This is a genomic window from Paenibacillus sp. FSL L8-0641 (assembly GCF_038006265.1).
GTDB classification, from domain to species: domain Bacteria; phylum Bacillota; class Bacilli; order Paenibacillales; family Paenibacillaceae; genus Paenibacillus; species Paenibacillus polymyxa_D.
Window position 1 is genome coordinate 4,065,237 of the sequence record NZ_JBBOUW010000001.1, and the last position, 22,686, is coordinate 4,087,922.

Sequence of the window (22,686 nt, forward strand, 5' to 3'; positions counted from 1 at the left end):
GCTCACCTCCTAATTTGTCTTACGGTTACTTACCTGAATGTTATGCAAATGTTCTTTATACGTTTTGGCAAACAAATGTTCATGTGTCCCGTCTTTTTTGGTCACATAAAATAAATAATCTGTAGCTTTCGGCTGTAAAGCCGCTATCACTGAGTTCAGACTGGGACTTGCAATCGGCCCTGGTGGAAGTCCCAGATGCAAATACGTATTATAAGGGCTTTCCACAGCCAAATCCTTGTAATACAGCCGTTCTTTTTGCTTGTCCAGCATATATTGAACCGTAGCATCAATTTCCAGCTTCTTACCCTGTTTGAGCCGGTTATAAATGACGCCAGCTACTACAGACCGCTCATCTTCCACAACCACCTCGCGCTCTACCAAAGAAGCAACCGTCAGCAGTTGATGCAGCGTTTCACCCCGCTGTTTCAGCTTGGCATCCAGATCGGAAACAGTCTCCAACCGCTTTTGTGTCTGTTCTAGCATCACCTGTATCATATCTTTGGCCGTGCTGCCCTTTTTCAGCTCATAGGTTTCCGGGAAAAGGTAGCCCTCCAGCGCATAGCGAAGCCCCGCCTGCTTTGGAATGTCCCGCACCAGCGCGACGTCAAAAGCGGACGGATCGTTGGCCAGCTGCAAAAATTGCTGCCGGTCTGCCAGTCCTTCCTTTTGCAGCTTATCAGCCATCTGTCTAATCGTAAAACCTTCCGGGATTGTAAAACGAATCATTTCCTCTTTGACAACATCTCCAGCCGATAACTTAGTAATCAACTGATCAAAGGTTGCGCCAGGCTGCGCCTCATATTTTCCGGCCTGAAATGCGCTTCCTTGCTGTTTGAATTTTACATAAGCCTTAAACACGAGCGCATTACGTATAAGTCCCTTTTGCTCCAGCGTATCTGCGATTGCCGATGTTCCTGTTCCCTGCACCACCGTAAAAGCAACGGGTTGTGTTTGGGGCTGAACAGGCTGCATGGCATTCCAAATATAGAGGGCTACCCCTCCTGCTATAATGATAAGCAGTAGCAACAACGTAAACATCCTCGTCCTTCGCTTCACATCCACCCAACTCCTTCACAGCCAAAAAGGGCGGACTGGTCCGCCCTTTCAGGTTTGATCTCATCGCTATCCAGACTTACAGTTCTTCCGGCAACGTACATTCATCGTACAGTTCGGAAATATCTTCCCACTCATCATCATCTTCAATGGTGGTGATAGAGATTTCGCCGTCTGTGGATGAGCTTACATGGTAAAGTTCATGTTCGCCAACAGCAGCCCCGGGTCTACGCAATACGGCGTACCGTTGCTCCCCTACCTTGAACTCTGCTTCCAATTCCATGCGAATCGCATGGCCCTGTTCATCCTGCAACTCTACATCGCCGTCGAACGTTTCCTTCAAATCAGAGGTCCAACTCAGGTCTTCACGTGAATAGCTCGTCATTTCCCGTCTTCCTCTTCCTCTTCTTCTACGAATGTATTAAAGGTCTCTTCGACGATTTCCCATTCGGCATCGTCTTGGATCACAAACAATTTAATATCATCGCCTTCTTCCTCGTAACGGAAGGCGTACACATCGGACTCATCAGCTTCAGGGTCCACTGGCGCAACCATCATGTACTTCGCTTCGGAACCATCTACCTCAAACTTCATAATGACCTCGAACTCTTCCTCGTTGCCCTCGTCATCGGCAATATAAATAATTTCCGGCTCTTCTTCCATACCCACTTGATTTTCAGCCATTACGAAATCCCCCTCACCTTGTACTGTGTGCGTCCAAATAGTTTTGCAAGATCAGGCTTGCGGCCAGTTTATCTACCACCTGCTTGCGTTTTTTTCGGCTGACGTCGGCCTCCAGAAGCGTACGCTCCGCCGAACGCGTCGTCAGCCGTTCATCCCAAAGGTGAACGGGTAAACCCAGTAACTCCTTGAGTCGGTTCGCAAACTCGATGCAAATCTCACCGCGTGGACCCACGGTTCCGTTCATGTTTTTCGGCAAGCCAACAACAACCTCGCCGACCTCATTTTCACGAACCAAATTTGCAATTTTACCGAACTCGCTGTCGTCACCGCGTCGTTCTATGACTTCCAATCCTTGGGCGGTCCAGCCGAAGGCATCACTTACGGCGACCCCAATTCGGCGATCCCCGTAATCCAATCCCATTACTTTCATGCCTGTCTCCTAACGATGCTTAGCAAGATAGAAACGAACCAACTCTTCAATCAACTCATCGCGTTCTTTTTTACGTACCAGGCTTCTAGCATTATTATGCCGTGGCACATAAGCCGGATCACCGGATAGCAAATAGCCGACAATTTGATTGATCGGATTGTATTCTTTTTCTACCAACGCATCATATACGGTCAACAAAATCTCCTGAGCAGAAGCTTCCTTTTCATCTGCCTTGACATTAAATTTGACCGTTTTGTCCATGGAATCCATTGTTGACACCTCGCTTCCACAAAACATGTGTACATGTTTATGCCAGCTTATTCTTTTACATCATACCATAAGCAAAGCCCTACAAGGAAATATCTAAGCCCGTTTTTTCCCAAAAATCTGCAAAAAATATCGAACTTTATCCTTGTGAGGCTGCCGCCACCAGTTCATGCGCACGTTGAAGTGCTTCATCCAGCTTGCTGGCATCCTTACCACCGGCTTGCGCCATGTCAGGTCGTCCGCCACCGCCGCCACCGCATACGGCAGCAATTTCTTTCACGAGCTTGCCTGCATGAAGTCCGGCCTTGGTATGCTCTGCCGGAACTGCTACGACAAAATTAACTTTATCGTCCATTGCAGCGCCGAGCACCAGCACAGCAGCCGGAAGTTTCCCTTTCAGTTCATCAGCAATCGCACGCAACGCGTCCATGCTGGAAGCCTGCACGCGCGCAGCCAGCAGCTGCACCCCGCCTGCTTGCACGACCTGATCGGTCAGCTGGCCTGCCTCAATAACGCTCAGCTTGCTCTGCAGCGATTCATTTTCACGGCTAAGGTCTTTAATTTGTTGCTGCAATGATTCGATACGCTTTGGTACCTCAGACAGCTTGGATTTTACAAGTCCAGCCGATACCTTCAACAGCTCTAATTGACCTTCCATATATTCAAAACCAAAACGTCCGGTCACCGCTTCAATACGACGTACACCTGATCCAATGCCGCTCTCGCTGACAAGCTTGAACAAGCCAATTTGCGAAGTATTGCTGACATGACAGCCACCGCATAGTTCAATGCTGTAATCGCCTACTTTAACGACCCGCACGATATCTCCATATTTTTCACCGAACAGCGCCATTGCTCCGAGAGCCTTGGCTTCATCAATCGGTTTCAGTTCAATATTAACGTCCAGTTGGCTCCAGATGGCACGGTTTACACGCAGTTCAATATCCGCCAGTTCTTCTGGTGTAATGCTTCCAAAATGGGAGAAATCAAAACGCAGACGCCCAGGCTCTACCAAAGAACCCGCCTGATTGACATGGTCACCCAGCACTTCTTTAAGCGCTTTGTGAAGCAAATGCGTAGCCGTATGGTTTTTCTCAATTTCTCCACGTGAAGCTTGATCAACTTCAGCTTTCACCGTATCGCCAACGTTCAGCTCACCAGCTTCTACAACAACCTGATGCACATGCTGACCTTGTGGCGCCTTAAACAATCCTTCGACCTTCGCGGTTACCGTACCTCCACGCAGCAAGCCTTGGTCACTGACTTGTCCTCCGCTTTCGGCATAGAAAGGAGTCACATCCAGCACGACCTGGCAAGACTGCCCTTCACTAACAGTGTCCACCAGTACATCTTCATATACAATCGCCACAATTTTAGACTCAGTTACGAGGTCATTATATCCAACAAATTCACTTTTAACCGCCAGATCGGACAAAGCTCCGCCCTGAATCTTCATGCTGGCGCTGTCCTGATGTGCATCACGGGCGCGTTTGCGTTGTTCCTGCATCGCTTCATCAAAGCCTTCACGGTCTACTTTCAAGCCCTGCTCGTCTGCATAATCCTCTGTGAGATCGAATGGGAACCCGTACGTATCATACAGTTTGAAGGCATCTGCTCCACTAATGACATTGCGACCTTCTGCCTTCGCCTGAGCACTGATATCGGACAAAATTGCCAATCCATCTGTCAGTGTTTCATGGAAGCGTTCCTCTTCCGTTTTGATCACTTTGATGATGAAATCACGCTTGTCCACTACCTCAGGGTAATACACACCCATGACATCCCCAACGGTTTCCACCAGCTCAAACATAAATGGACGGTTCATGCCCAGCATTTTGCCATAGCGCACAGCCCGGCGCAGCAAACGGCGGATCACGTAACCGCGTCCTTCATTAGAAGGCAGCACACCGTCACCAATTGCAAAAGCTACGGTACGAACATGGTCAGCAATAACCTTAAGAGCCACATCACTGTCCACATTTTCGTTATATTTCACTCCTGCCATCGCCGCTGTTTTTTGAATTAGTGGCTGGAAGATATCCGTATCAAAGTTGGAATCCACATTTTGCAGAATGGATGCAAAACGCTCCAATCCAGCCCCTGTATCAATATTTTTGTTTGGAAGCGGCGTATAGCTACCGTCTTTGTTATGGTTGAATTGTGAGAAAACGAGGTTCCACACTTCCAGATAACGCTCATTTTCTCCCCCCGGATACATTTCAGGGTCCGTCATGTCGCTACCGTAGGCTTCGCCACGATCATAAAAGATTTCCGTACAAGGTCCGCAAGGACCTTCACCGATATCCCAAAAGTTATCTTCCAGTTTGATGATACGTTCGGCAGGAAGTCCAACTTTTTCGTTCCACAGCTTGTACGCTTCCTCATCCTCAGGATACACAGTTACAGCCAGACGTTCCGGATCAAAACCAATCCATTTTGGATCCGTCAGAAACTCCCATGCCCATGTAATGACTTCTTCCTTAAAATAGTCGCCAATAGAAAAGTTGCCGAGCATTTCGAAAAAGGTGTGATGGCGGCGCGTTTTACCGACATTCTCAATATCGTTCGTCCGAATACATTTTTGCGAATTGGCGATACGTGGATTTTCTGGCTTCACACGTCCGTCAAAATAAGGCTTAAGCGGTGCCATACCCGCATTAATCCACAGCAGGGAAGGATCTTTATGTGGAACAAGCGGCGCGCTTGGTTCAATCACATGTCCCTTGCTTTCAAAAAACTCCAGCCATTTGGAGCGGATTTCACTAGCTTTCATATAAGTAGCCTCCTAATTATGGTGTCACTGGTTCCTGGCACAGGCCATAAAAAAACAGAAAAACGCCCCTGAACGGATCAGGGACGATTGTATCGCGGTACCACCCTGGTTAACGCCGTCCCCTCTGTACGAAATGCCCATGCGCAAGCTGCACACCAACATTTGCTTAACGGACGATCGATCGCCTTGTTTTCACTGGTAACGGGAGCATCCCGGCGGGTTCAGCCCGCACTTCGAAATGAGCTTTCCCTACTGGATAAACACATTTAAACATACTCAATTCAGTATATCCGTGTCATTTAGCCGTGTCAACGCGATATCAGACAAGATACATACGGTGTAAGGACAAAATCAGATCGTTTTCCGCTTCACGTAATAAGCAAAAAAATGTTGAAGTCCTACCTTTAATACCGCCATCACGGGAACCGCTAAAATCAAGCCGGTAATTCCCGCAATTTCACCACCCACTAGCAGAGCGAAAATAATGGCTATCGGATGCAGATGCAGCGTTCGTCCTACCACCTGGGGAGAAATGACATTGCTCTCCAACACCTGAATACAAGTGTTAACGACCACGACCAAAAGCACCATTTTGAAGGAGATTGTAGAAGCCATGATTACTGCCGGAGCGGCTCCCAAAAAGGGGCCCAAATATGGAACGATGTTAAAAACCGCAACCACTCCTGCCAGCAACAGCGCATAAGGCATGCCAATCAGCATATATCCGAGATAAGCCAGCACGCCAATAATGACGCATACCAGTAATTGTCCCCTGACATAGTTGCCAAGCGCCTGATCAATTTCCTTAAGTACCGTTACAATCGCCTTACGACGAGAACGCGGGAGGTAAGACACAATCGTCCTCTCGAACACATCAAAATCTTTCAAAATATAAAAAATGAGGAACGGTACAATGAATACATTGAACAGCATGTTGATCATCCCGCCGATGTTATCCATAAAGGTAGAAATTCCGGTTGCCATCCGATTCTCTAGTTGGAAAAACCATTGATTCATACCCGTTCGCACCCCTTGGGGCAAAATGCCGCTATCCATATTCGTCATTAATCCCTGTGCATGCATGGTCAGCTCAGGCAGATGCTCATTCAGCTCATCCAGTTGTTCAATAAACATCGGAATCAGGTTCATCAGAATCACAACGAGACTGGCCAAAAATACAGCATAGATGAGCAGCACAGCTACGCTTCGAGGCACCTTGCGACCGCCCAGCATATTGACAACAGGATTAAGTACATAGGAGATGATCATCGCTACCGCAAACGGAGCAATGATTGTTTTCAGAAATTCATACAAATGAAAAAACAAAGGTCGCAGCAGCCAGATAAAATATAGAATGACAAGTCCCAGCAGCGTCCATATTCCGTACCGGAACAGTCTACTTTTCGTTAATTGCTCCATTTCGTGCCCCCTTACCGGACTAGCCTTCTTTAAGTATATGCCTGTACCTCTACTTTAATCCTTCCCGCGAGTCTGGAATGCTCCATCGATTACCATTGTAAAAAAATGATGAAAACGGATGAAAATAATTAACAAAGTCATTCCATCTGACGATATAAGTACAAAGCACTATTTTAGGATTTCATATTTCTGAAACATCGGGGGTCATTACATGAACTTAAAAATCAAGCTTATTCTCCTTTTCACTTGCATTGTTATCGTTGCAGCCGGGCCTTTATCCGTTATTAGCATGACAAGTATCAAAAATCAGGCTAACCGTGACATACAAGAGCTTATGACTAGTAAAGCCACCGAAACCGTCAATCAGCTCGACGGATGGACCAGCGGCAATGCCAAAATTATCGAGACACTGGCTGCAGGTCTGGAATCGAGTGATATTTCATCAGATGCCAAAACCGTATCTCTGAAAGCAGCTTTTGAAAACTATAAAGATCAAAATATTTCCAACATCTACGCAGGCTTTGAAGATGGATCCTACTGGGATGGATCTGGCTGGTTTGAAGCTGGTTATGATCCTCGCGCTCGTCCGTGGTACAAGGATGCCAAAACCAAGGGAGAAATGTATTATTCCTCACCTTACACCGATGCAGGCAGCAATGACTTCACCATTTCTATTGCTAAACCTCTCAAAGATTCCAACGGCTCTATCACCGGGGTAGTCAGCGAGGATATTATGTTAAATGATATGACAAAAATCATTAAAGACATAAACCTGAACGGATTAGGCTACGCATTTCTGATTGACCAGAATGGAGTTGTGGTCGCACACCCAGACAGCAAGCTGGCCGGTAAAAACCTTAAGGATACGCCCGAGTTGGGTTCATCAACTGCGGCCCTGCTGAGCACAGCTTCGGGAAAAACAGACTATACCTATAATGGCAGTGACCGTCAGCTTTATTTTAAAAAGATGCCTAGCACTGGCTGGATTGTAGGATTGTCCATTTCAAAAGATATTGCTTTTCAGGAGTATTACTCCACTCGTAATCAGTTGATTATTACCGTTGCTATCATCTTGGTCGTTGCTATGCTGCTGGCAATCTGGGCGGCAAACAACTTTATCAAGCCAATTCGGAAGCTTCAAGTGAACGTCAAACGTATAGCTGAAGGCGATATGACAGCTCGTGTGGACATTAAGGGTAAAGATGAAATTGCCAGCCTGGGTACAGATTTTAATATCATGTCTGATAATCTCTCTCACCTGTTGCGCAAGGTATCAGATACTGCAGGCGATGTCAGCTCAGCTTCCCATGATATGCATCAGCACGCTAAGGATACTGGAACCATCGCGTCACAAATCTCCAGCGCAGTTCAGGAACTTGCCCAAGGAGCGAGCGACCAAGCTGAGGCTGTATATTCCGGCTCTGAGAAGCTGACTCACATGACAGGCTCCATCGACCAGATTGGCGAAAGTGTCAAACGGACCCAAACTGCCGTATTCGAAACAGATTCTGCCGTGCTTGCAGGGTATGAAACAGCTGAACGTCAAGCGAAACTGGCCGCCGAGTCCAGACAAACGACGACTGCGGCAGGGGAAGCCGTAGATTCACTCACGCTAAAAACTCAGGATATTGAGCGGCTGGCCGGAGCCATCCATGATATCGCCGCACAAACAAACCTGCTGGCCCTCAATGCATCTATCGAAGCAGCACGGGCCGGGGAACACGGACGAGGTTTTGCCGTCGTCGCGGGAGAAGTGAGAAAGCTGGCTGAGCAAGCGGGCAGTTCCAGTGACAGTATCATGAGTAAGCTGGAAGAAATTAAGATTGCAGGAGTACAAAGCGCGGAGGAAATGAAGAGGGCTCTTGCTGTAACTGTAGAACAGGAGCACGCTGCCATTGCAACGAGACAGGCGTTTGAGTCCATTCGTGGCGCTTCTCAGCATATGCTTGCCCAAATTGAGGACGTTACAGCCGCCGCAGATGATCTCCGTGTGAATGCCGGGCATATTTCCGACGTCATTTCCAGCGTTGTCGCTGTTTCTGAGCAAAGTGCAGCATCTACAGAGGAAGTGGCCTCCTCTGTGCAAGAACAAGGTCATGCCATGAATAATATTGCTGACCTTTCTGCCAAACTCGATTCTCATGCAGATCTTCTATTGGAAGAGGTCAAACGCTTTAAATTGTAGAACTTACAATCTTCACAATAACGGTATACAAAAGAGGGTGCCCTCAGCCATTATGGCCGTACGGGGCACCCTCTTCGTTGTTTTTTATCAAGCGTTATACAACCTACTAAGCCGTATGTAGATCACACCTCTTAGTAAGCAGCCTGTCCACTTTTGGTGTCCAGCTTAGGAAGAAGCGTGAATTTGCGGCAAGTCCTGTTGTGCCATCTCATCTCCAAAGAATAGGTCGTCCAGCGAACTGAGCGTTCCATCCTCTTCCACTTGGTAGACAGACATTTTTTCACCATTCACCTGAAGTTCGATAAAGCATCCCCAGCAATAAAATTGATGGGAGCCAATTTTTCCGATATCTTTGGAATTACAATTCGGACATCTCAATAAACTCACCCTATCCATTAACAGAATATATGGCTTTTTCCAGACGCTGCTCGCTTAATGGGGGAACCATAACAGCATTTTCCCCGATGGACATCTCTTCGGTGCAGGGCAGCCATTTCCGCCCCTCTATAATATCCGATACAAAACCATCGCTGATTTCCAAGCCTATTATGTTATTGCCCATTTCCTGGTCAAAATAAACATCCGAGATGTGCCCGAGCATAAGCCCTTCCTCTGTTAGCACGGATAGATCCTTCAGTTTACAAGGCCCAAGCAAGTACGTATGTTGTATATCATGGGCCTCCATTTTACGCACAGCCTGCTGATTGCGAATCATGATCGCATCCTCACCGTAAGCAACGATGTCATCCCAAGCGACCATTTTCACGTGAGAAGAAAAAAGTCCCTTTCCTTCCAACTCGATCCCTGAGATTCGCCAATCCGCTGTCACCATAAAGTCATGTATTTTACCAATCTGCTTCCCGTCCTCCACATCGAAAACGGCAAGTCCGATCATATCTTGAAGCTTCATATATAGGGTACCTCCTCATTCTGCAATCTGAACGAAGGTGCGGTCCTTTTCCTACATGCCTGTCAGACCTTGCTTCCGTTCATGCAATGAAATGGAAAAACCGCCCCTCCCTTCTTATTAAAATGCGGAGAAATCCCTAGTACCTAGTACGCAGCCGCTTCCATATGGTTTCAATTTTCTTGGCCGTGTATTCCATTTCTTCCGTAGTATTACCCAAACCGAAGCTAAACCGAATCGCTGAATGTAAAACATCTTCAGGAAGATCCATCGCCTGCAATACATGCGATAGCTCTAAAGATCCGGAAGTGCAGGCTGATCCGCTTGCTGCTGCGATTCCTTCCATATCAAGGTTCATCAGCATGGTCTCTGTACCAATGGCCGGAAAGCTAACATTGAGAACATTAGGTAAAGAATGATCAGGGTCACCGTTAATCACAAAATTTTGGCTACCCAGAGTGTCTTCCAACCCTTTAAGCAACGTCTGGCGAAGAACCGTATCGTGCGCCCCACGCTCCTCAATGGAAGCATTAGCAAGAGTTGCGGCTTTAGCCAGCCCCGTAATACCGGCGATATTTTCTGTTCCGGCACGGCGTTTCTTTTCCTGAAGTCCCCCATGCATTAGCGGCTGAAGGCGTGTACCTTGGCGGATATACAATGCCCCAACCCCTTGCGGTCCGTTAATCTTATGACCAGACACACTCAGTAAGTCAATCGGGAGGTTCCGGCAGTCGATGGATATATGACCGAAAGCTTGAACCGCATCTACATGGAATACAACTCCATGTTCTCTCGCAATCTGCCCTACTTCTGAGATCGGCTGAATGACGCCCACCTCATTGTTGGCATACATCATGCTGATCAAAAAAGTATCTGGTCGAATGGCAGCCTCGATATCCGCAGGGTTCACGCGTCCAAACCCGTTGACCGGGACATAAGTTACCTCATACCCCGCTTTTTCCAGCTCATCACAAGCATGAAGCACTGCATGATGTTCAACCGCAGTTGTAATCATATGCCCTGAAGTACGGCCGTCTGCCGTAGCCGTCCCAAACAGGGCCAGATTATCACTTTCTGTTCCTCCGCTCGTAAAAATAATTTCTTCAGGCTTGCAGCCCAAAGAGGCCGCAACGGCATCCCGAGCAGCGCTGACGGTGCGCTTGGCATCGCGGCCAAAGGCATGAACGCTCGAAGCGTTGCCGAATTGGCCAGTCATGATGTCCATCATAGTCTGCGCAACCTCAGGATGCATAGGAGTCGATGCGGCATGATCCAGATAAATTCTGTTCATGTTATCCACCTCAAATGTAGAACATGTAATTATCCAATTCATCATGTTCTTGGTATGTGATCAAGTCCTTAAGTGTAGTAGAATCCAACACTTCAGCGATGCTGTCACGAATTCGCAGCCACAGCTGACGTTTTGCCGGATCGTCTTCTTCCGTGAAATCGACCGGAGAAATCGGACCTTCCAGTACACGAATGATGTCTCCCGCTGTTACTCCTGCCGGTTCATTTGCCAAAATATAACCGCCGTAAGCACCACGGATACTTTTTACCAAACCTGCATTACGCAAAGGCGCAATGAGCTGTTCCAGATAATGCTCTGACAGCTGATTTTTTTCGGCAATACTTTTCAAAGAAGTTGGACCTTCGCCAAACCTGGCTGCAAGTTCCATCATAATGGTCAGGCCGTAACGGCCTTTCGTTGATATTTTCAATTGTGCCACCTCACTTATAGTAACAATTCCGTTAAACACGCGGAATAACTGGTGTTGTAAACCTCTCTATTCCGATCCTAACCCTCAGCTTATGTTAACATATTAGGGCAGGTAAAGGGAAACATTACGGTAACTATCTTAAAAAAAGTTGCTTTCGGGCGATTTGGAACAGCTTTAGCCCGCTTTATGTAGCTTTCTTCCATCGTTCGCCGTGTCGTTTGATCGTCCAAACATCGTATCTTATTATCGTTTATGTTACAATAGGTGGGTTCTACAACTATATTGAAAGAATTGGGTGATGACCATGGCTAAAGCCAATCATGAAACCCGTGTCGTCGTCGGGATGTCCGGTGGCGTCGACTCATCCGTTACTGCGCTGCTGCTGAAGGAGCAGGGCTATGACGTAATCGGCATCTTCATGAAAAACTGGGATGACACGGATGAATTTGGCCGTTGTACGGCTGAGGAGGATGCGGAGGATGTGCGCCGTGTCTGCGAACAGATCGACATTCCTTACTATACCGTCAATTTTGAAAAAGAATACTTCGATAAAGTATTCTCTTATTTTCTTGATGAATATAAAGCTGGACGCACACCCAACCCGGATGTCATGTGTAACCGTGAAATTAAATTCGGCGAGTTTCTAAATAAAGCGCTGGATTTGGGAGCAGATTATGTTGCTACTGGACATTATGCACGGGTTGTGGAAGAAGACGGCCACTTTACTTTGCTGCGAGGCGTGGACAGCAACAAGGATCAAACTTATTTCCTGAATGCGTTAAGCCAAAAGCAGCTATCCCGAACCATGTTCCCTATCGGTCATCTGCCGAAACCAGAAGTGCGTAAAATTGCGGAAGCTGCGGGACTGTATACGGCCAAGAAGAAAGACAGCACAGGCGTATGTTTTATCGGCGAGCGTAATTTCAAGGAGTTTCTGAGTGGATATCTACCTGCAAAAGGTGGAGACATGGTGGATATCGCTACTGGTGAAGTCAAAGGACGCCACGATGGTCTGATGTACTATACACTGGGTCAACGTCAAGGCTTGGGCATTGGCGGCTCAGGTTCAGGCGAACCGTGGTTCGTAGCGGATAAGGATCTGGAGAAGAATATTCTGTATGTGGTACAGGGTGATCGTCACCACAGCCTGTATTCTACCAGCCTGATTGCAACAGATGTGAACTGGATTGAAGGCGCAGATACTCGCCCGACCGGCGAATTCCGTTGCACAGCCAAATTCCGTTATCGCCAACCTGATCAGCAAGTAACTTTACAATGGCTTGCGGATGGGACCGTGCATGTCATATTCGATGTACATCAAAAGGCCATTACGCCTGGACAAGCTGTTGTATTTTACGAAGGGGAACGCTGTCTGGGTGGAGGAACCATTGATAAGGTTGAAAAACTTCAGCCTGAAACGGTTTAAATGAAAGCCATTTTGCATTGATATAGCAGGAATTAAAAAAGTCGTCTCTCCAGATTTGGAAGGGGCGACTTTTTTTTATGAAAGTTTATTTTAGTTCATGGCTTGTAAAGAATTCATAATCTGCTCTTTATGATGTCTGTCATGCTGGACAAACATTTCTTGCAAAAAATTTCCCATGGTGTATGAGCTATTAGGAAATTGACGGATAAACATTGATTCTGAAACCATCTTGAGCTTCACAATCATTCGCCTACGCTCTGCAATAGCTTCATTTAACAAATCATGTGGTTTCATATTTCTGCCGAATGCAACGGACGAATCGTTAAACGCTTGTACATCAGGATGTTCTTGGAGCGTAATTTGTTCCTCATTGATAATCTGTATGAGTGTCTTAGTGAAGCTTTTGTCCCACCCCATAATATGACTGATCATATCTTGTATTGACCATGTACCCACTATGGGTTTACGAAGTAGCTCATCTGAGTATGGAGATAAAGCTGTAAGAAATACAGTCCATTTTTCTAAATCTTCAGAAATCTCAGCTATCGTCGCCAATTGAATTCCTCCTTTAAGGTAAGTAACTTTTGATAACATCCTCATTTGGGTATATGATGTAAACAAGATCATACTTCAATTGAAAAGGAGCGTGCCTTTATGTCTGATTCATTAGGAATGCTGACACCAGGTAAAAAAGTTTCTTTGAAAGAATGGGACCCTAAGGATACAAATAATATCAAAAATAAAGAAGAAATCCGACAGGAAACAGATCAATTGAAGGAACGCTTCACGGAATTACAAAGCAAATTATTTACAGAGAAAAAACAATCCGTTTTGTTTATATTTCAGGGCATGGATTGCAGCGGCAAAGATGGCGTCATCAAACAGGTATTTTCTAATCTGAATCCGGCGGGGGTGACGGTCCACAGCTTCAAATCGCCTACGGCTGAGGAATTAAGTCATGATTTCTTGTGGCGTGCTCATAGCGTTACCCCAGGACGTGGATATATTGCAGCATTTAACCGTTCTTATTATGAGGATGTGCTAATTACACGTGTTCACGGACAGATATCCGATAAGCAGGCCAAACGGAATATTAAGCATATCAAGCATTTTGAACAGTTGTTGCTGGATAATGGTGTAAAGGTGGTTAAAATCTTTTTACATATTTCAAAGCAATTTCAGTTAGAAAAGCTGATCGACCGAATTGAAAAGCCTCACAAAAACTGGAAACTCGATCCAAGTGATTTGCAGGAACGGAAATTTTGGAAGCAATATACCCAGTATTATGAGGATGTATTAGAGCTAAGCGCAACCAAACAAGCTCCTTGGTATGTCGTTCCTTCAGACAACCGTTGGTATAGGGATTATACTGTGCTGCGGATTGCCGTCCAAACGCTGGAGGAAATGAAGTTGTCTGATCCTGATCCAAGACCTGAACTCGAATCCCTTTTACCTGAATTGTACAAAGAACGAGATAAAAAATAGCTGTATAGGTACAGCACTAAGCTTCCAAAACCGTATCACGGCTGAGAATGCCTTGAGTCGGGATTGGAAGCTTTTTATTGCATTTTTACGTGTTATTTCGAAAATGTATAAAGCTTAACTGACTCTGTACCCGATAGCCGCAGCTACAACTCCTACCACGACAGAGGAAAGTACATACGTAGCCATGCGTCGGTATTCTTTGCGCTCCATCAGTTGAAGAGATTCATAGCCGAATGTGGAAAAGGTGGTGTAGCTGCCACAAAAACCTGTTCCTAACAGCATCCAGAGTGCAGGAGACAACTGGTGTTGCGTAAACTCACCATAGAGCCAGCCTAGCAGCAATGAACCGCTGACGTTAATGATCCACGTCCCCCACGGGAATACGGTACCCAACCTCTTGCCGGCCCACATACCAAGCCCGTATCTCGCCAGTGTACCCATAATCCCGCCTGCCGCCGCCCACCAGATCATAAGCGTTCCTCCTTCGGAGCAGCCTGCGTCATTTTTGTACCTAGACGGATACCTGTCCATGTCAAAAATAGCCCTCCGCCAACGCTTAGCAGGAGGTACAACACAGCCGTCAGCATACGATCGTGAACTGTGAGGCGTACAGCATCCACTGCAAAAGTGGAAAAGGTGGTAAAGCCCCCTGTAAAGCCTGTTCCGATGGCAAGTCGCAATCGCGGCTTGATCCGCCATGATCGCAAGGTTACCGTAAAGAACCAACCAAGAAACAGGCAGCCGATCCAATTAATTAGCAGCACACCAAGTGGAAAATCCGCACCCGCCGCAGGCAGCAGCGATTGCAGGCCATAACGGGTAGAGGTTCCAAGCGCTCCGCCCGCGGCAACGAATAACATGTCTTTCATTTTTTTATCCCCTTCTTCGCACTTGCACGATCATGGCGTAACGTGACGATATCGTACACACTCTGTATATTAAGTCGCACATATATTAAGACTGTGAATCCCGCCAGCGCTGGTTTTGCCTGATTTTTGACTCATTCCCCTGCTCAGTAGCCTGATAGAAGGTTTGGTCTGCTATCGCATCGGGCAAATATTGCTGCTTCACATAATGATTCGGATAATTATGTGGATATTGGTAGCCTACATGACCGAGCTTTTCCGAGCCTTTGTAGTGTGCGTCACGCAAATGGAGTGGCACCTCAGCCGATTTGATATCGTCCATAGCCAACATGGCCCGTGAAATCGCCGTATATACAGCATTCGATTTGGGGCTTTCCACAGCGAACAAAATAGCCTGTGCAATGTTCAGCTTGGCCTCGGGCCAGCCGTTATTGCGATAGGCTTCAAGCGCACTCACCGCTTGCACCATTGCCTGCGGGTTCGCCAGACCAATGTCCTCGCTGCTTGCCGCGATGAGGCGGCGGATAAAGGTCATCGGGTCCATACCGAGTTTTTCTACGGCGTACAGGAACCAGAACAGCGCGGCATCGCTGGAGCCGCGAATGCTTTTGTGGAAGGCCGACAACACATCATACTGCGTGGATTCATCTGCTTTGACAATCGGGCGGCGAATGGATTCCTCAGCGACTTCCAGTGTCACGTGAATCGTGCCGTCTGCCAGCGGAGGCGTTGTGAGCGCCGCCAGTTCCAGCGCGTTTAAAGCGCGGCGGATATCGCCGTTCGCCATGGAAGCGATGTGAGCCAGTGCAGCTTCATCGACCTGGAGCTGCATGTAGCCAAGCCCTTTGTCCGCATCGCTTAAGGCGCGGCGCATAGCAGCCAGCGAATGTTCCTGCGTTAACGCTTCAAGCTGGAACAACGTAGAACGGCTCATCAAAGCGCCGTTGACGTAGTGAAAGGGATTTTCAGTCGTGGCGCCAATAAACACGATCGTGCCCTTTTCCACCGCGGGCAGCAGTGCATCCTGACGTGAACTGTTAAAACGATGTACCTCATCGAGAAACAGAATGGTTTTTTTGCCATACATCGATTTATTCGTCTGTGCAAGGTCAATGACTTCTCTTACGTCTTTCACAGATGCTTCTACAGCATTCAGACGTACAAAATCGCCTTGCGTGTGTTGCGAGATGATATGTGCCAGCGTTGTTTTGCCGCATCCCGGTGGTCCGTACAACAAAATTGAAGAAACCTGATCTGCCTCTATGGCTCTTCGCAGCAGCTTACCTGGACCCACAACATGCTCCTGTCCAATATATTCATCCAGTGAAGTCGGACGCAAGCGATCCGCAAGCAACCGATTGCTTGGCGTTGACTCTTGGGAATATGAAAATAAGTCCATTTCTTTCACTTCCTTATGATTATGAACGAACACTTTCTTTTATCTTTGAAAACATACTATATTAGGCTCGCTCATACGGTTGAAAAACATGAAAATTCAAGTCATCTATAATTCTGATACGGTGTAAACCGACTCTTATTCTACCATATCCGTTAACAAGTTGCAGATAGCATGGTCATGGCACAGCTGTAGGTCTTCAAGTCAGTCGCCCATAAAAAAGAAAGAACAGCCTTAGACGAAAGATGATTTCGTGGCTGTTCTTCGACTGGCATGATTTCATAATTTCCATCACTAAGATAAACAGTAAACAAAAAGGAATACAACAACTCAGGCGGTACTTTACAACGCTTTTTCTGTTTACTTCGTCTGTGCCTGTACGTAACTAGGAAGTGAGCCATCATGCAATAGCCACAACTCATGCAGCGCACGGGTACATCCTACATACAGCAGCTTGGCATCCCATGCCCGTTCTCCATAATGCTCATGGTCGGCATCCGCCACAATAACTGCATCGAACTCCAGACCTTTGGATAGGTACACAGGCAGTACCGACAAACCGCCCTCATATTGCTTTTTACCACCGTCAATCAAATTCACATCCATCCCCGCACTTGTGAAAACCTCATGCAGTTCCACAGCCTCTTTTAAGGTACGTGTCAGCACAGATACAGTACGATACTCCCTGGAGGACAGCTCTTTTAGAGCGGTGAGCAAACTCTGCTCACGCACCGATGAGTCGTAAGATATAGTGCGCACCGGATCGCCACTACGAAATACTGGAACTGCCGTAATACCGCCGCGAACTCCCTGCTCCAAAATCGTGTTTGCAAATTCTATAATTTCCAAGGTTGATCTATAGCTCCGCGTAAGCGCAAAATACCCGGTATGTTCCGGTGCAAAAAGAGAACTCATTTCCTCCCATGCATGTACGCCACGGTATTCATGAATGCCCTGCGATAAATCGCCCAGTATAGTAAAGGAATGTCCTTTGACGAACAAATCCAGCAATGCGATATGAAAAGGTGAAAAATCCTGCGCTTCATCAATGACCACATGGTCAAAACGTTGAGATGATTCTACCTCATGAATCAGCACGTGGAGATACACTAACGCAGTCAGATCTTCTTCACGGATAATCTGTTTTCGCAGATCCGACTGTGTAGCCTTAAAAATAGCAGTCGGCAGAGAAGCCTTCATCTCTGCAGCCGTATCTGCGGGTAACCCTTTAGCTGCTTGAAAAAGCTGCTTGTAGAGCGTCAGTGCGTCGTATTGTGGCCATTTTTTAGCATATGCCTTTTCCCGTGCCCCTGCCTTTTTTTTGCGTTCCTTGAGTGCTGCCGCCGAAGGCGACTTTTTCAGCTCCATTTCAATCCAGCGGTGCACTCTTGCCAGCACACGCTCCTTCCGCTTCGCGAGCGGATAAGGCTTATACTCCTCATTAAACCAATTCAAAATCTCAGCTCGCGGCAGCATCGCTCCATCCCATGGTGAAAAATCCTCCTCGGGAACGGAAATGGGCTCCAGTCGTTCAACAAAAGCTTGAAGTAACTCCATAAAGTGAACTGAACCCTTGAATCTTCCCGGCGCCTCATCCATGGATTCCTCTCTCAGACTGCCACTCTCAAACCAATAAGATAATGTTTCGGCAGGATCAGCCAAAGGTAAATCCAAACCCAACAAGTCCAGCGCCCAGTCTGCAAATGTACTTTGCTGAATATCTCCGACCCCCAGCTCAGGAAGTACATCTGAAATATAGTCGAGAAACATATGGTTTGGTGCGAAAATGACCATTTTGTCCGCTGATACCTGATCCTTGTATTGATACAGTAAAAATGCGAGACGATGCAGCGCTACCGTCGTCTTGCCACTACCCGCTACCCCCTGAATAACGAGGGCAGTATTTTTAGCCGCGCGGATGATCTGATCCTGCTCCGCCTGAATGGTAGATACGATATCCCGTAAACGGTTATCCTTGTTTTCACCCAAACGATAAACGAGAAACTCATCGGAAACGGCCGGCTCGTCGCTTTCACGATTATACGTATCGGCTACCCGTTCCAGAATTCTTTTCCGAATGACAACGTTGCGCTTCAGATAGACCAAACCCTCAATAGTTCCCTCAGGAGCTTCATAGGACGCGGTTTCTTCACCACCTGTAAACGAATAAAATAAGCTGGCAATCGGTGCACGCCAATCAATCACCAGCGGATACGCTGACGTTTCTTCACGCTCTACTCCAATTTTACCGATATAAAGCGGCTTCCGCTGCCCTCTGCCACGCTCGTCAAAATCCATACGCCCAAAATAAGGCTCCTGCGAGCTTTTAGCCAAAGCCTGACGTTTTTCCTCCCGTGCAGATTCCAGCACTTGCTCTGTAAAATCATGCCCAGTGTATACTGGCGTATTGCGAAGCCGTTCCAATCTCCGATCAATTTCCTCCATAGCAAGCGACAGCCTGTGCTGTTCTTCTTGATAGGCACTTTGAAACTCATTCTCCATTTCAGTTACCTCCTAAGAATATCAAGTCTCGATTTCTGCATCATCCACTTGCTCCGACACAAAAAAAGGAAAGTAAGCGTAACACATTTAACCATAAAAATCCAACCTTATTTCTAATCCCCCTATTTCCCTACTCTTTCACAAAAGTATGGAGCTTTTCGGCACCAGCGAAGCGGGTGATTTGAATCCGAAGAAGCGGAGCGATCGGAGGATCAAGTCACACGCGAAGCGGCCTCTAATACTCCATACTTCTCTCCCCCATCTCCACAAACTGCTTTTGAGCCAGCTCACGGTACACCTGATGGGACTCTAATAACTCTGTATGAGTTCCTGCACCGGTCACCTTGCCCTTGTCCAACACGATAATCTGGTCGGAGTGAACCACCGTAGACAAACGATGAGCAATGACAATCGTCGTGCGTCCTTCCATCAAGTTCGCTAGGGCCTTCTGTACCTCATGCTCAGATGAGCTATCCAGACTAGATGTAGCCTCATCCAGCATGAGGATGTCAGGGCTACGAAGAAGCGCACGCGCAATAGCGATCCGTTGACGCTGGCCTCCGGACAGCTTCATTCCCCGTTCTCCCACCTCAGTGTTGTAGCCTTGAGGTAGATCCATAATAAATGTATCCGCATACGCCATCGTAGCTGCTCGTCTCACTTCTTCCAAGTCAGCTTCGCGCCCCAAGCCATATGTAATGTTATCTCTGACCGTTCCGGTCATCATTGAGCTTTCCTGCGATACATAACCAATTTTGGAGCGCCAGGAGGAAAGTGTATATGACGATATCGGTTCGTCTCCATAACGAATTTCCCCTGTATCTGGCACATAAAAGCGCTCTAGCAATGAAAATAAGGTGGATTTCCCACTCCCGCTCGGACCCACGAATGCTGTCGTCCGGTTAGCCGGAATGACCAAGTTTGCATTATGAAGAACCTCTTCACCTTCGGTATAGGAAAAGACAACATCACGAAGTATAATATCTCTGCTCTCTTTTGCCGCTTCCTGCTTCAACTCGAGCGGTTCCTCTTCATGATCTAAAATCGTCTGAATCCGTTCAGTAGCCCCAACCACCTTTTGCAGACGTGAATACAGAGTCGTGAATTGTGCCATCGGTGTGATCACCTGAAATAGCAGCAAAATAAATGCCACCAAATCCCCCGCGGTCAGCACACCCGATGCAACGCGAACACCACCAACCCCCAATATAATGACCAGTACTGCAGTCAACAAGAAGGTAGAAATTGGACCTACAAGGGCCAGGATACGTGACTCTTGCAAACCGAAGCGAAACATCCGGTAAATACGATCCTCACCAGCCTGAGCCTCTCTGCTTTCGGTTCCGTAGGCCTTCACCAGTCTGATTTCGCCGATAACCTGACTTAACACTGAGGTCAGATCTGCCATCTCATCCTGCTGTTTTTTGGAGATGCGGTACATTTTTCTGCCTACCGGAAATAAAATTAGAGCTGTTAGCGGAACAATAGCCATAATAATGAGCGTCATCACCCAATCCAGATAAAATAACAATGCAATACCACCAATAATTGCAATCACATTAGAAATCAAATTGACTAGATACTCCGTAATTAAGTTCATAATCAGGCTTGTATCATTAGTGACGCGACTCATCGTATCTCCTGACCGATTTCTATCAAAGTAAGGTATAGGTAGAGATAAGATTTTATGCCATAAGCGTTTGCGCAAATTAGCCACAATCTTATGCCCAGCATAGTTCAACATATAGATAGAAACTGCCGAAGCCACCGCTTGAATCACAAAAGCGCCAAGCAGACCAACAATGACCATACGGTTTAGTGAAGAAAAGGTCAAGCCATCAATCAACCCTTTAGTCATCATGGGTACGATTAAACCAGCCATGGTCTGAATCAGGGTCAGAATCAGGGCGATGATCAGAATGGCTTTGGGCGGATGCGCACTCGCAATCAATTTGATAAACCGCCCCATGCCAGCCTTATCCGGTCTTTTACCCGGCTTTTCCTTCATCCGGTCCTCCTGCTCTTCTTGGTGTATATGATGTTCTTTTTCCATATACCATCAACCTCGCTTCCTGTCTGACCATTCTTGTTCAAACAACAACACCCGCGCTCTGCGCGGGTATGAACAGTACAATCTATCTTCGAGTTTACTACACCAGAGAATGAAGCACAAAATTTGCCACAAACAGTACAGATATGATATATAATGCGATAGGTACTTCCTTGCCCCGTCCTGCTGCCAGCTTGGCTACGGGGTATGCAATAAAACCAAATGCCATTCCGTCTACAATACTATAAGTAAAGGGCATCATCACCATGATCAGAAATGCAGGAAACGCTTCAGTAAAATCACTGAAATCCATCTCTCGCACATTTTGCACCATTAGCCCCCCAATGATGATCAACACGGGTGCAATGGCACTATCAGGAATATAAGCCAACAGTGGAATAAAGAAAAACGTCGCCCCGAATAAAATAGCAGTTACCAGCGGTGTCATTCCCGAGCGTCCCCCTGCTGCAATACCAGCCGTCGATTCCGCAGCGGCTACCGCCGGACTGCTGCCCAAAATACCGGCAAAGATATTGGTTACAGCCAACACACGCAAGCTGTTTTTAAATAAATCCGGTCTACCAATCATGTTGGTTTGTGCAGTAATCATACCAATATTCTCGAATAGCACAATGAGTAGGAGCAAAAAGACAGCGATCCAGAAAGCTACCGAGACAATGCCTGAAAAGGAAAGCTCTCCAAACAATTGCCCATACTGTCGCACCGTTTCAGAGGTTCGTACCGTGCTTGTAGGCTCTACAGCTCCCAGTATATAAGCAAGCCCAGTTCCCGCCAAAATACTAATTAGTAAACCTCCCTGAACGTTACGCACAAACAATAAAATAGCGAGCAGCAACGTTACACAAGCCGTAATTACCTTGGGATCATTAAAATGGCCAATAGCCACAAAAGTCGTCTGATGAGCAATCACGATGCCGCTTTTTTGCAAACCGATAAAGGTTAAAAACAAACCAATGCCTACCGTAATTCCGTGCTGCAAATTATGGGGAATCGCTTGGCTAATCAGCTTGTACAATGATGTAAAGGCCACAATGGCGAATATCACCCCTGTGACGGCAACTACCATCAACGCTTCCTGCCAGCTCAGCTTCATGGAATGTACCAGCGTATAAGTGAAAAAGGCATTAATTCCCATCCCTGGTACAACGACCATTGGAGATTTCCCACCAAAAGCCATCAGTAGACAGCCGATCATCGATGTCAGCAGTGTCCCGAGCATCGCCCCTTGGAGGGGAATCCCGGCATCTGACAAAATAGTCGCATTAACCATAACAATGTATACCACGGAAAAATAAGAAATGGCCCCAGCGGCTAATTCCTTTTTCCAATGATGCTCGGGCTTGTAACCGAGACTTCTGGACCATAGTCCATCCTTCATACCAAAACCCTCCAGCAAGTTGTTCAATCTGTTTACAGTAAGCTGCACTTTTTCAAAACAAAAAAGAGCTGTAGCAACTGTGACACAAAGGATGTGATGCACAGAACTACAGGTCTTAAAGTG

Annotated in this window: 21 protein-coding genes; 3 read left to right on the plus strand and 18 right to left on the minus strand. The window is 46.9% G+C overall.

Annotation, left to right across the window (positions count from 1 at the left end; all coding sequences use genetic code 11):
- Positions 1–9: 9 nt before the first annotated feature.
- The 7 genes from mltG to MKY16_RS18350 all read right to left on the minus strand — a co-directional run bounded on the left by mltG (position 10) and on the right by MKY16_RS18350 (position 6,626).
- The gene (mltG, locus tag MKY16_RS18320) at positions 10–1,038 is read right to left on the minus strand and encodes an endolytic transglycosylase MltG (RefSeq protein ID WP_069012469.1); all 1,029 of its coding nucleotides are present in this window, start codon (positions 1,036–1,038) and stop codon (positions 10–12) included.
- A gap of 94 nt (positions 1,039–1,132) precedes the next feature.
- Positions 1,133–1,438, minus strand: a complete 306-nt coding sequence (locus MKY16_RS18325; protein WP_013311522.1) for a DUF1292 domain-containing protein — start codon at positions 1,436–1,438, stop codon at positions 1,133–1,135.
- A complete protein-coding gene (locus MKY16_RS18330; protein WP_013311523.1) occupies positions 1,435–1,737 on the minus strand; it encodes a DUF1292 domain-containing protein in 303 nt (100 codons plus the stop codon). Before MKY16_RS18330 ends, MKY16_RS18325 begins: the two co-directional genes overlap by 4 nt.
- A 13-nt stretch (positions 1,738–1,750) precedes the next feature.
- Positions 1,751–2,167: a Holliday junction resolvase RuvX gene (ruvX, locus tag MKY16_RS18335; RefSeq protein ID WP_029515724.1), complete on the minus strand. Its 417-nt coding sequence runs from the start codon at positions 2,165–2,167 to the stop codon at positions 1,751–1,753.
- Between the two features lie 9 nt (positions 2,168–2,176).
- Positions 2,177–2,437, minus strand: coding sequence for an IreB family regulatory phosphoprotein (locus MKY16_RS18340; protein ID WP_007431624.1), 261 nt, complete (start codon positions 2,435–2,437; stop codon positions 2,177–2,179).
- Between the two features lie 136 nt (positions 2,438–2,573).
- Entirely contained in the window at positions 2,574–5,207 is a 2,634-nt protein-coding gene (gene alaS / locus MKY16_RS18345; RefSeq protein ID WP_029515725.1) for an alanine--tRNA ligase, read from the minus strand.
- 351 nt (positions 5,208–5,558) lie between these two features.
- A complete protein-coding gene (locus MKY16_RS18350; RefSeq protein ID WP_029515726.1) occupies positions 5,559–6,626 on the minus strand; it encodes an AI-2E family transporter in 1,068 nt (355 codons plus the stop codon).
- A gap of 211 nt (positions 6,627–6,837) precedes the next feature.
- Between MKY16_RS18350 and MKY16_RS18355 the strand changes: the two genes are divergently transcribed.
- Entirely contained in the window at positions 6,838–8,811 is a 1,974-nt protein-coding gene (locus MKY16_RS18355; RefSeq protein WP_029515727.1) for a methyl-accepting chemotaxis protein, read from the plus strand.
- 165 nt (positions 8,812–8,976) lie between these two features.
- Here the strand turns inward: MKY16_RS18355 and MKY16_RS18360 are convergent, their stop codons facing one another.
- From MKY16_RS18360 to cymR, 4 genes are all read right to left on the minus strand, one after another.
- Entirely contained in the window at positions 8,977–9,189 is a 213-nt protein-coding gene (locus tag MKY16_RS18360; protein ID WP_013311529.1) for a hypothetical protein, read from the minus strand.
- A 10-nt stretch (positions 9,190–9,199) separates the two neighbouring features.
- Positions 9,200–9,721, minus strand: coding sequence for a PRC-barrel domain-containing protein (locus MKY16_RS18365; protein WP_029515728.1), 522 nt, complete (start codon positions 9,719–9,721; stop codon positions 9,200–9,202).
- Between the two features lie 136 nt (positions 9,722–9,857).
- The gene (locus MKY16_RS18370; RefSeq protein ID WP_029515729.1) at positions 9,858–11,009 is read right to left on the minus strand and encodes a cysteine desulfurase family protein; all 1,152 of its coding nucleotides are present in this window, start codon (positions 11,007–11,009) and stop codon (positions 9,858–9,860) included.
- Between the two features lie 10 nt (positions 11,010–11,019).
- Positions 11,020–11,439, minus strand: coding sequence for a cysteine metabolism transcriptional regulator CymR (cymR, locus tag MKY16_RS18375; RefSeq protein WP_013311532.1), 420 nt, complete (start codon positions 11,437–11,439; stop codon positions 11,020–11,022).
- Positions 11,440–11,743: 304 nt separating this feature from the next.
- On the opposite strand from cymR, the gene mnmA reads away from it, so the two are divergent.
- Positions 11,744–12,865 carry a tRNA 2-thiouridine(34) synthase MnmA gene (gene mnmA / locus MKY16_RS18380; RefSeq protein ID WP_340956550.1) on the plus strand — a complete coding sequence of 374 codons (1,122 nt, stop codon included), beginning with the start codon at positions 11,744–11,746 and terminating at the stop codon, positions 12,863–12,865.
- 90 nt (positions 12,866–12,955) lie between these two features.
- Here the strand turns inward: mnmA and MKY16_RS18385 are convergent, their stop codons facing one another.
- Entirely contained in the window at positions 12,956–13,420 is a 465-nt protein-coding gene (locus tag MKY16_RS18385; protein WP_069012468.1) for a DinB family protein, read from the minus strand.
- Positions 13,421–13,519: 99 nt separating this feature from the next.
- On the opposite strand from MKY16_RS18385, the gene MKY16_RS18390 reads away from it, so the two are divergent.
- Positions 13,520–14,350: a PPK2 family polyphosphate kinase gene (locus MKY16_RS18390; protein WP_165149671.1), complete on the plus strand. Its 831-nt coding sequence runs from the start codon at positions 13,520–13,522 to the stop codon at positions 14,348–14,350.
- A gap of 114 nt (positions 14,351–14,464) precedes the next feature.
- Here the strand turns inward: MKY16_RS18390 and crcB (MKY16_RS18395) are convergent, their stop codons facing one another.
- The 6 genes from crcB (MKY16_RS18395) to MKY16_RS18420 form a co-directional block, all read right to left on the minus strand.
- On the minus strand, positions 14,465–14,821 hold the full coding sequence (crcB, locus tag MKY16_RS18395; RefSeq protein WP_029515732.1) for a fluoride efflux transporter CrcB: 357 nt from the start codon (positions 14,819–14,821) through the stop codon (positions 14,465–14,467).
- The gene (crcB, locus tag MKY16_RS18400) at positions 14,818–15,219 is read right to left on the minus strand and encodes a fluoride efflux transporter CrcB (protein WP_029515733.1); all 402 of its coding nucleotides are present in this window, start codon (positions 15,217–15,219) and stop codon (positions 14,818–14,820) included. The genes crcB (MKY16_RS18395) and crcB (MKY16_RS18400) overlap by 4 nt, the downstream gene beginning before the upstream one ends.
- An 85-nt stretch (positions 15,220–15,304) precedes the next feature.
- Complete coding sequence (locus tag MKY16_RS18405) at positions 15,305–16,615, minus strand: replication-associated recombination protein A (protein WP_029515734.1); 1,311 nt, start codon at positions 16,613–16,615, stop codon at positions 15,305–15,307.
- A 357-nt stretch (positions 16,616–16,972) separates the two neighbouring features.
- A complete protein-coding gene (locus MKY16_RS18410) occupies positions 16,973–19,114 on the minus strand; it encodes a HelD family protein (RefSeq protein WP_318627539.1) in 2,142 nt (713 codons plus the stop codon).
- A 235-nt stretch (positions 19,115–19,349) separates the two neighbouring features.
- On the minus strand, positions 19,350–21,167 hold the full coding sequence (locus tag MKY16_RS18415; RefSeq protein ID WP_029515736.1) for an ABC transporter ATP-binding protein: 1,818 nt from the start codon (positions 21,165–21,167) through the stop codon (positions 19,350–19,352).
- Between the two features lie 97 nt (positions 21,168–21,264).
- The gene (locus MKY16_RS18420; protein WP_340956551.1) at positions 21,265–22,563 is read right to left on the minus strand and encodes an NCS2 family permease; all 1,299 of its coding nucleotides are present in this window, start codon (positions 22,561–22,563) and stop codon (positions 21,265–21,267) included.
- Between the last annotated feature and the right edge of the window lie 123 nt (positions 22,564–22,686).

What these genes read in the sequence shown, in the direction of transcription:
- mltG (WP_069012469.1), bottom strand. Translation starts at nt 1,038, where the DNA reads ATGTTTACGTTGTTGCTACTGCTTATCATTATAGCAGGAGGGGTAGCC.
- MKY16_RS18325 (WP_013311522.1), bottom strand. Translation starts at nt 1,438, where the DNA reads ATGACGAGCTATTCACGTGAAGACCTGAGTTGGACCTCTGATTTGAAG.
- MKY16_RS18330 (WP_013311523.1), bottom strand. Translation starts at nt 1,737, where the DNA reads ATGGCTGAAAATCAAGTGGGTATGGAAGAAGAGCCGGAAATTATTTAT.
- ruvX (WP_029515724.1), bottom strand. Translation starts at nt 2,167, where the DNA reads ATGAAAGTAATGGGATTGGATTACGGGGATCGCCGAATTGGGGTCGCC.
- MKY16_RS18340 (WP_007431624.1), bottom strand. Translation starts at nt 2,437, where the DNA reads ATGGATTCCATGGACAAAACGGTCAAATTTAATGTCAAGGCAGATGAA.
- alaS (WP_029515725.1), bottom strand. Translation starts at nt 5,207, where the DNA reads ATGAAAGCTAGTGAAATCCGCTCCAAATGGCTGGAGTTTTTTGAAAGC.
- MKY16_RS18350 (WP_029515726.1), bottom strand. Translation starts at nt 6,626, where the DNA reads ATGGAGCAATTAACGAAAAGTAGACTGTTCCGGTACGGAATATGGACG.
- MKY16_RS18355 (WP_029515727.1), top strand. Translation starts at nt 6,838, where the DNA reads ATGAACTTAAAAATCAAGCTTATTCTCCTTTTCACTTGCATTGTTATC.
- MKY16_RS18365 (WP_029515728.1), bottom strand. Translation starts at nt 9,721, where the DNA reads ATGAAGCTTCAAGATATGATCGGACTTGCCGTTTTCGATGTGGAGGAC.
- MKY16_RS18370 (WP_029515729.1), bottom strand. Translation starts at nt 11,009, where the DNA reads ATGAACAGAATTTATCTGGATCATGCCGCATCGACTCCTATGCATCCT.
- mnmA (WP_340956550.1), top strand. Translation starts at nt 11,744, where the DNA reads ATGGCTAAAGCCAATCATGAAACCCGTGTCGTCGTCGGGATGTCCGGT.
- MKY16_RS18390 (WP_165149671.1), top strand. Translation starts at nt 13,520, where the DNA reads ATGTCTGATTCATTAGGAATGCTGACACCAGGTAAAAAAGTTTCTTTG.
- crcB (WP_029515732.1), bottom strand. Translation starts at nt 14,821, where the DNA reads ATGATCTGGTGGGCGGCGGCAGGCGGGATTATGGGTACACTGGCGAGA.
- crcB (WP_029515733.1), bottom strand. Translation starts at nt 15,219, where the DNA reads ATGAAAGACATGTTATTCGTTGCCGCGGGCGGAGCGCTTGGAACCTCT.
- MKY16_RS18405 (WP_029515734.1), bottom strand. Translation starts at nt 16,615, where the DNA reads ATGGACTTATTTTCATATTCCCAAGAGTCAACGCCAAGCAATCGGTTG.
- MKY16_RS18410 (WP_318627539.1), bottom strand. Translation starts at nt 19,114, where the DNA reads ATGGAGAATGAGTTTCAAAGTGCCTATCAAGAAGAACAGCACAGGCTG.
- MKY16_RS18415 (WP_029515736.1), bottom strand. Translation starts at nt 21,167, where the DNA reads ATGGAAAAAGAACATCATATACACCAAGAAGAGCAGGAGGACCGGATG.
- MKY16_RS18420 (WP_340956551.1), bottom strand. Translation starts at nt 22,563, where the DNA reads ATGAAGGATGGACTATGGTCCAGAAGTCTCGGTTACAAGCCCGAGCAT.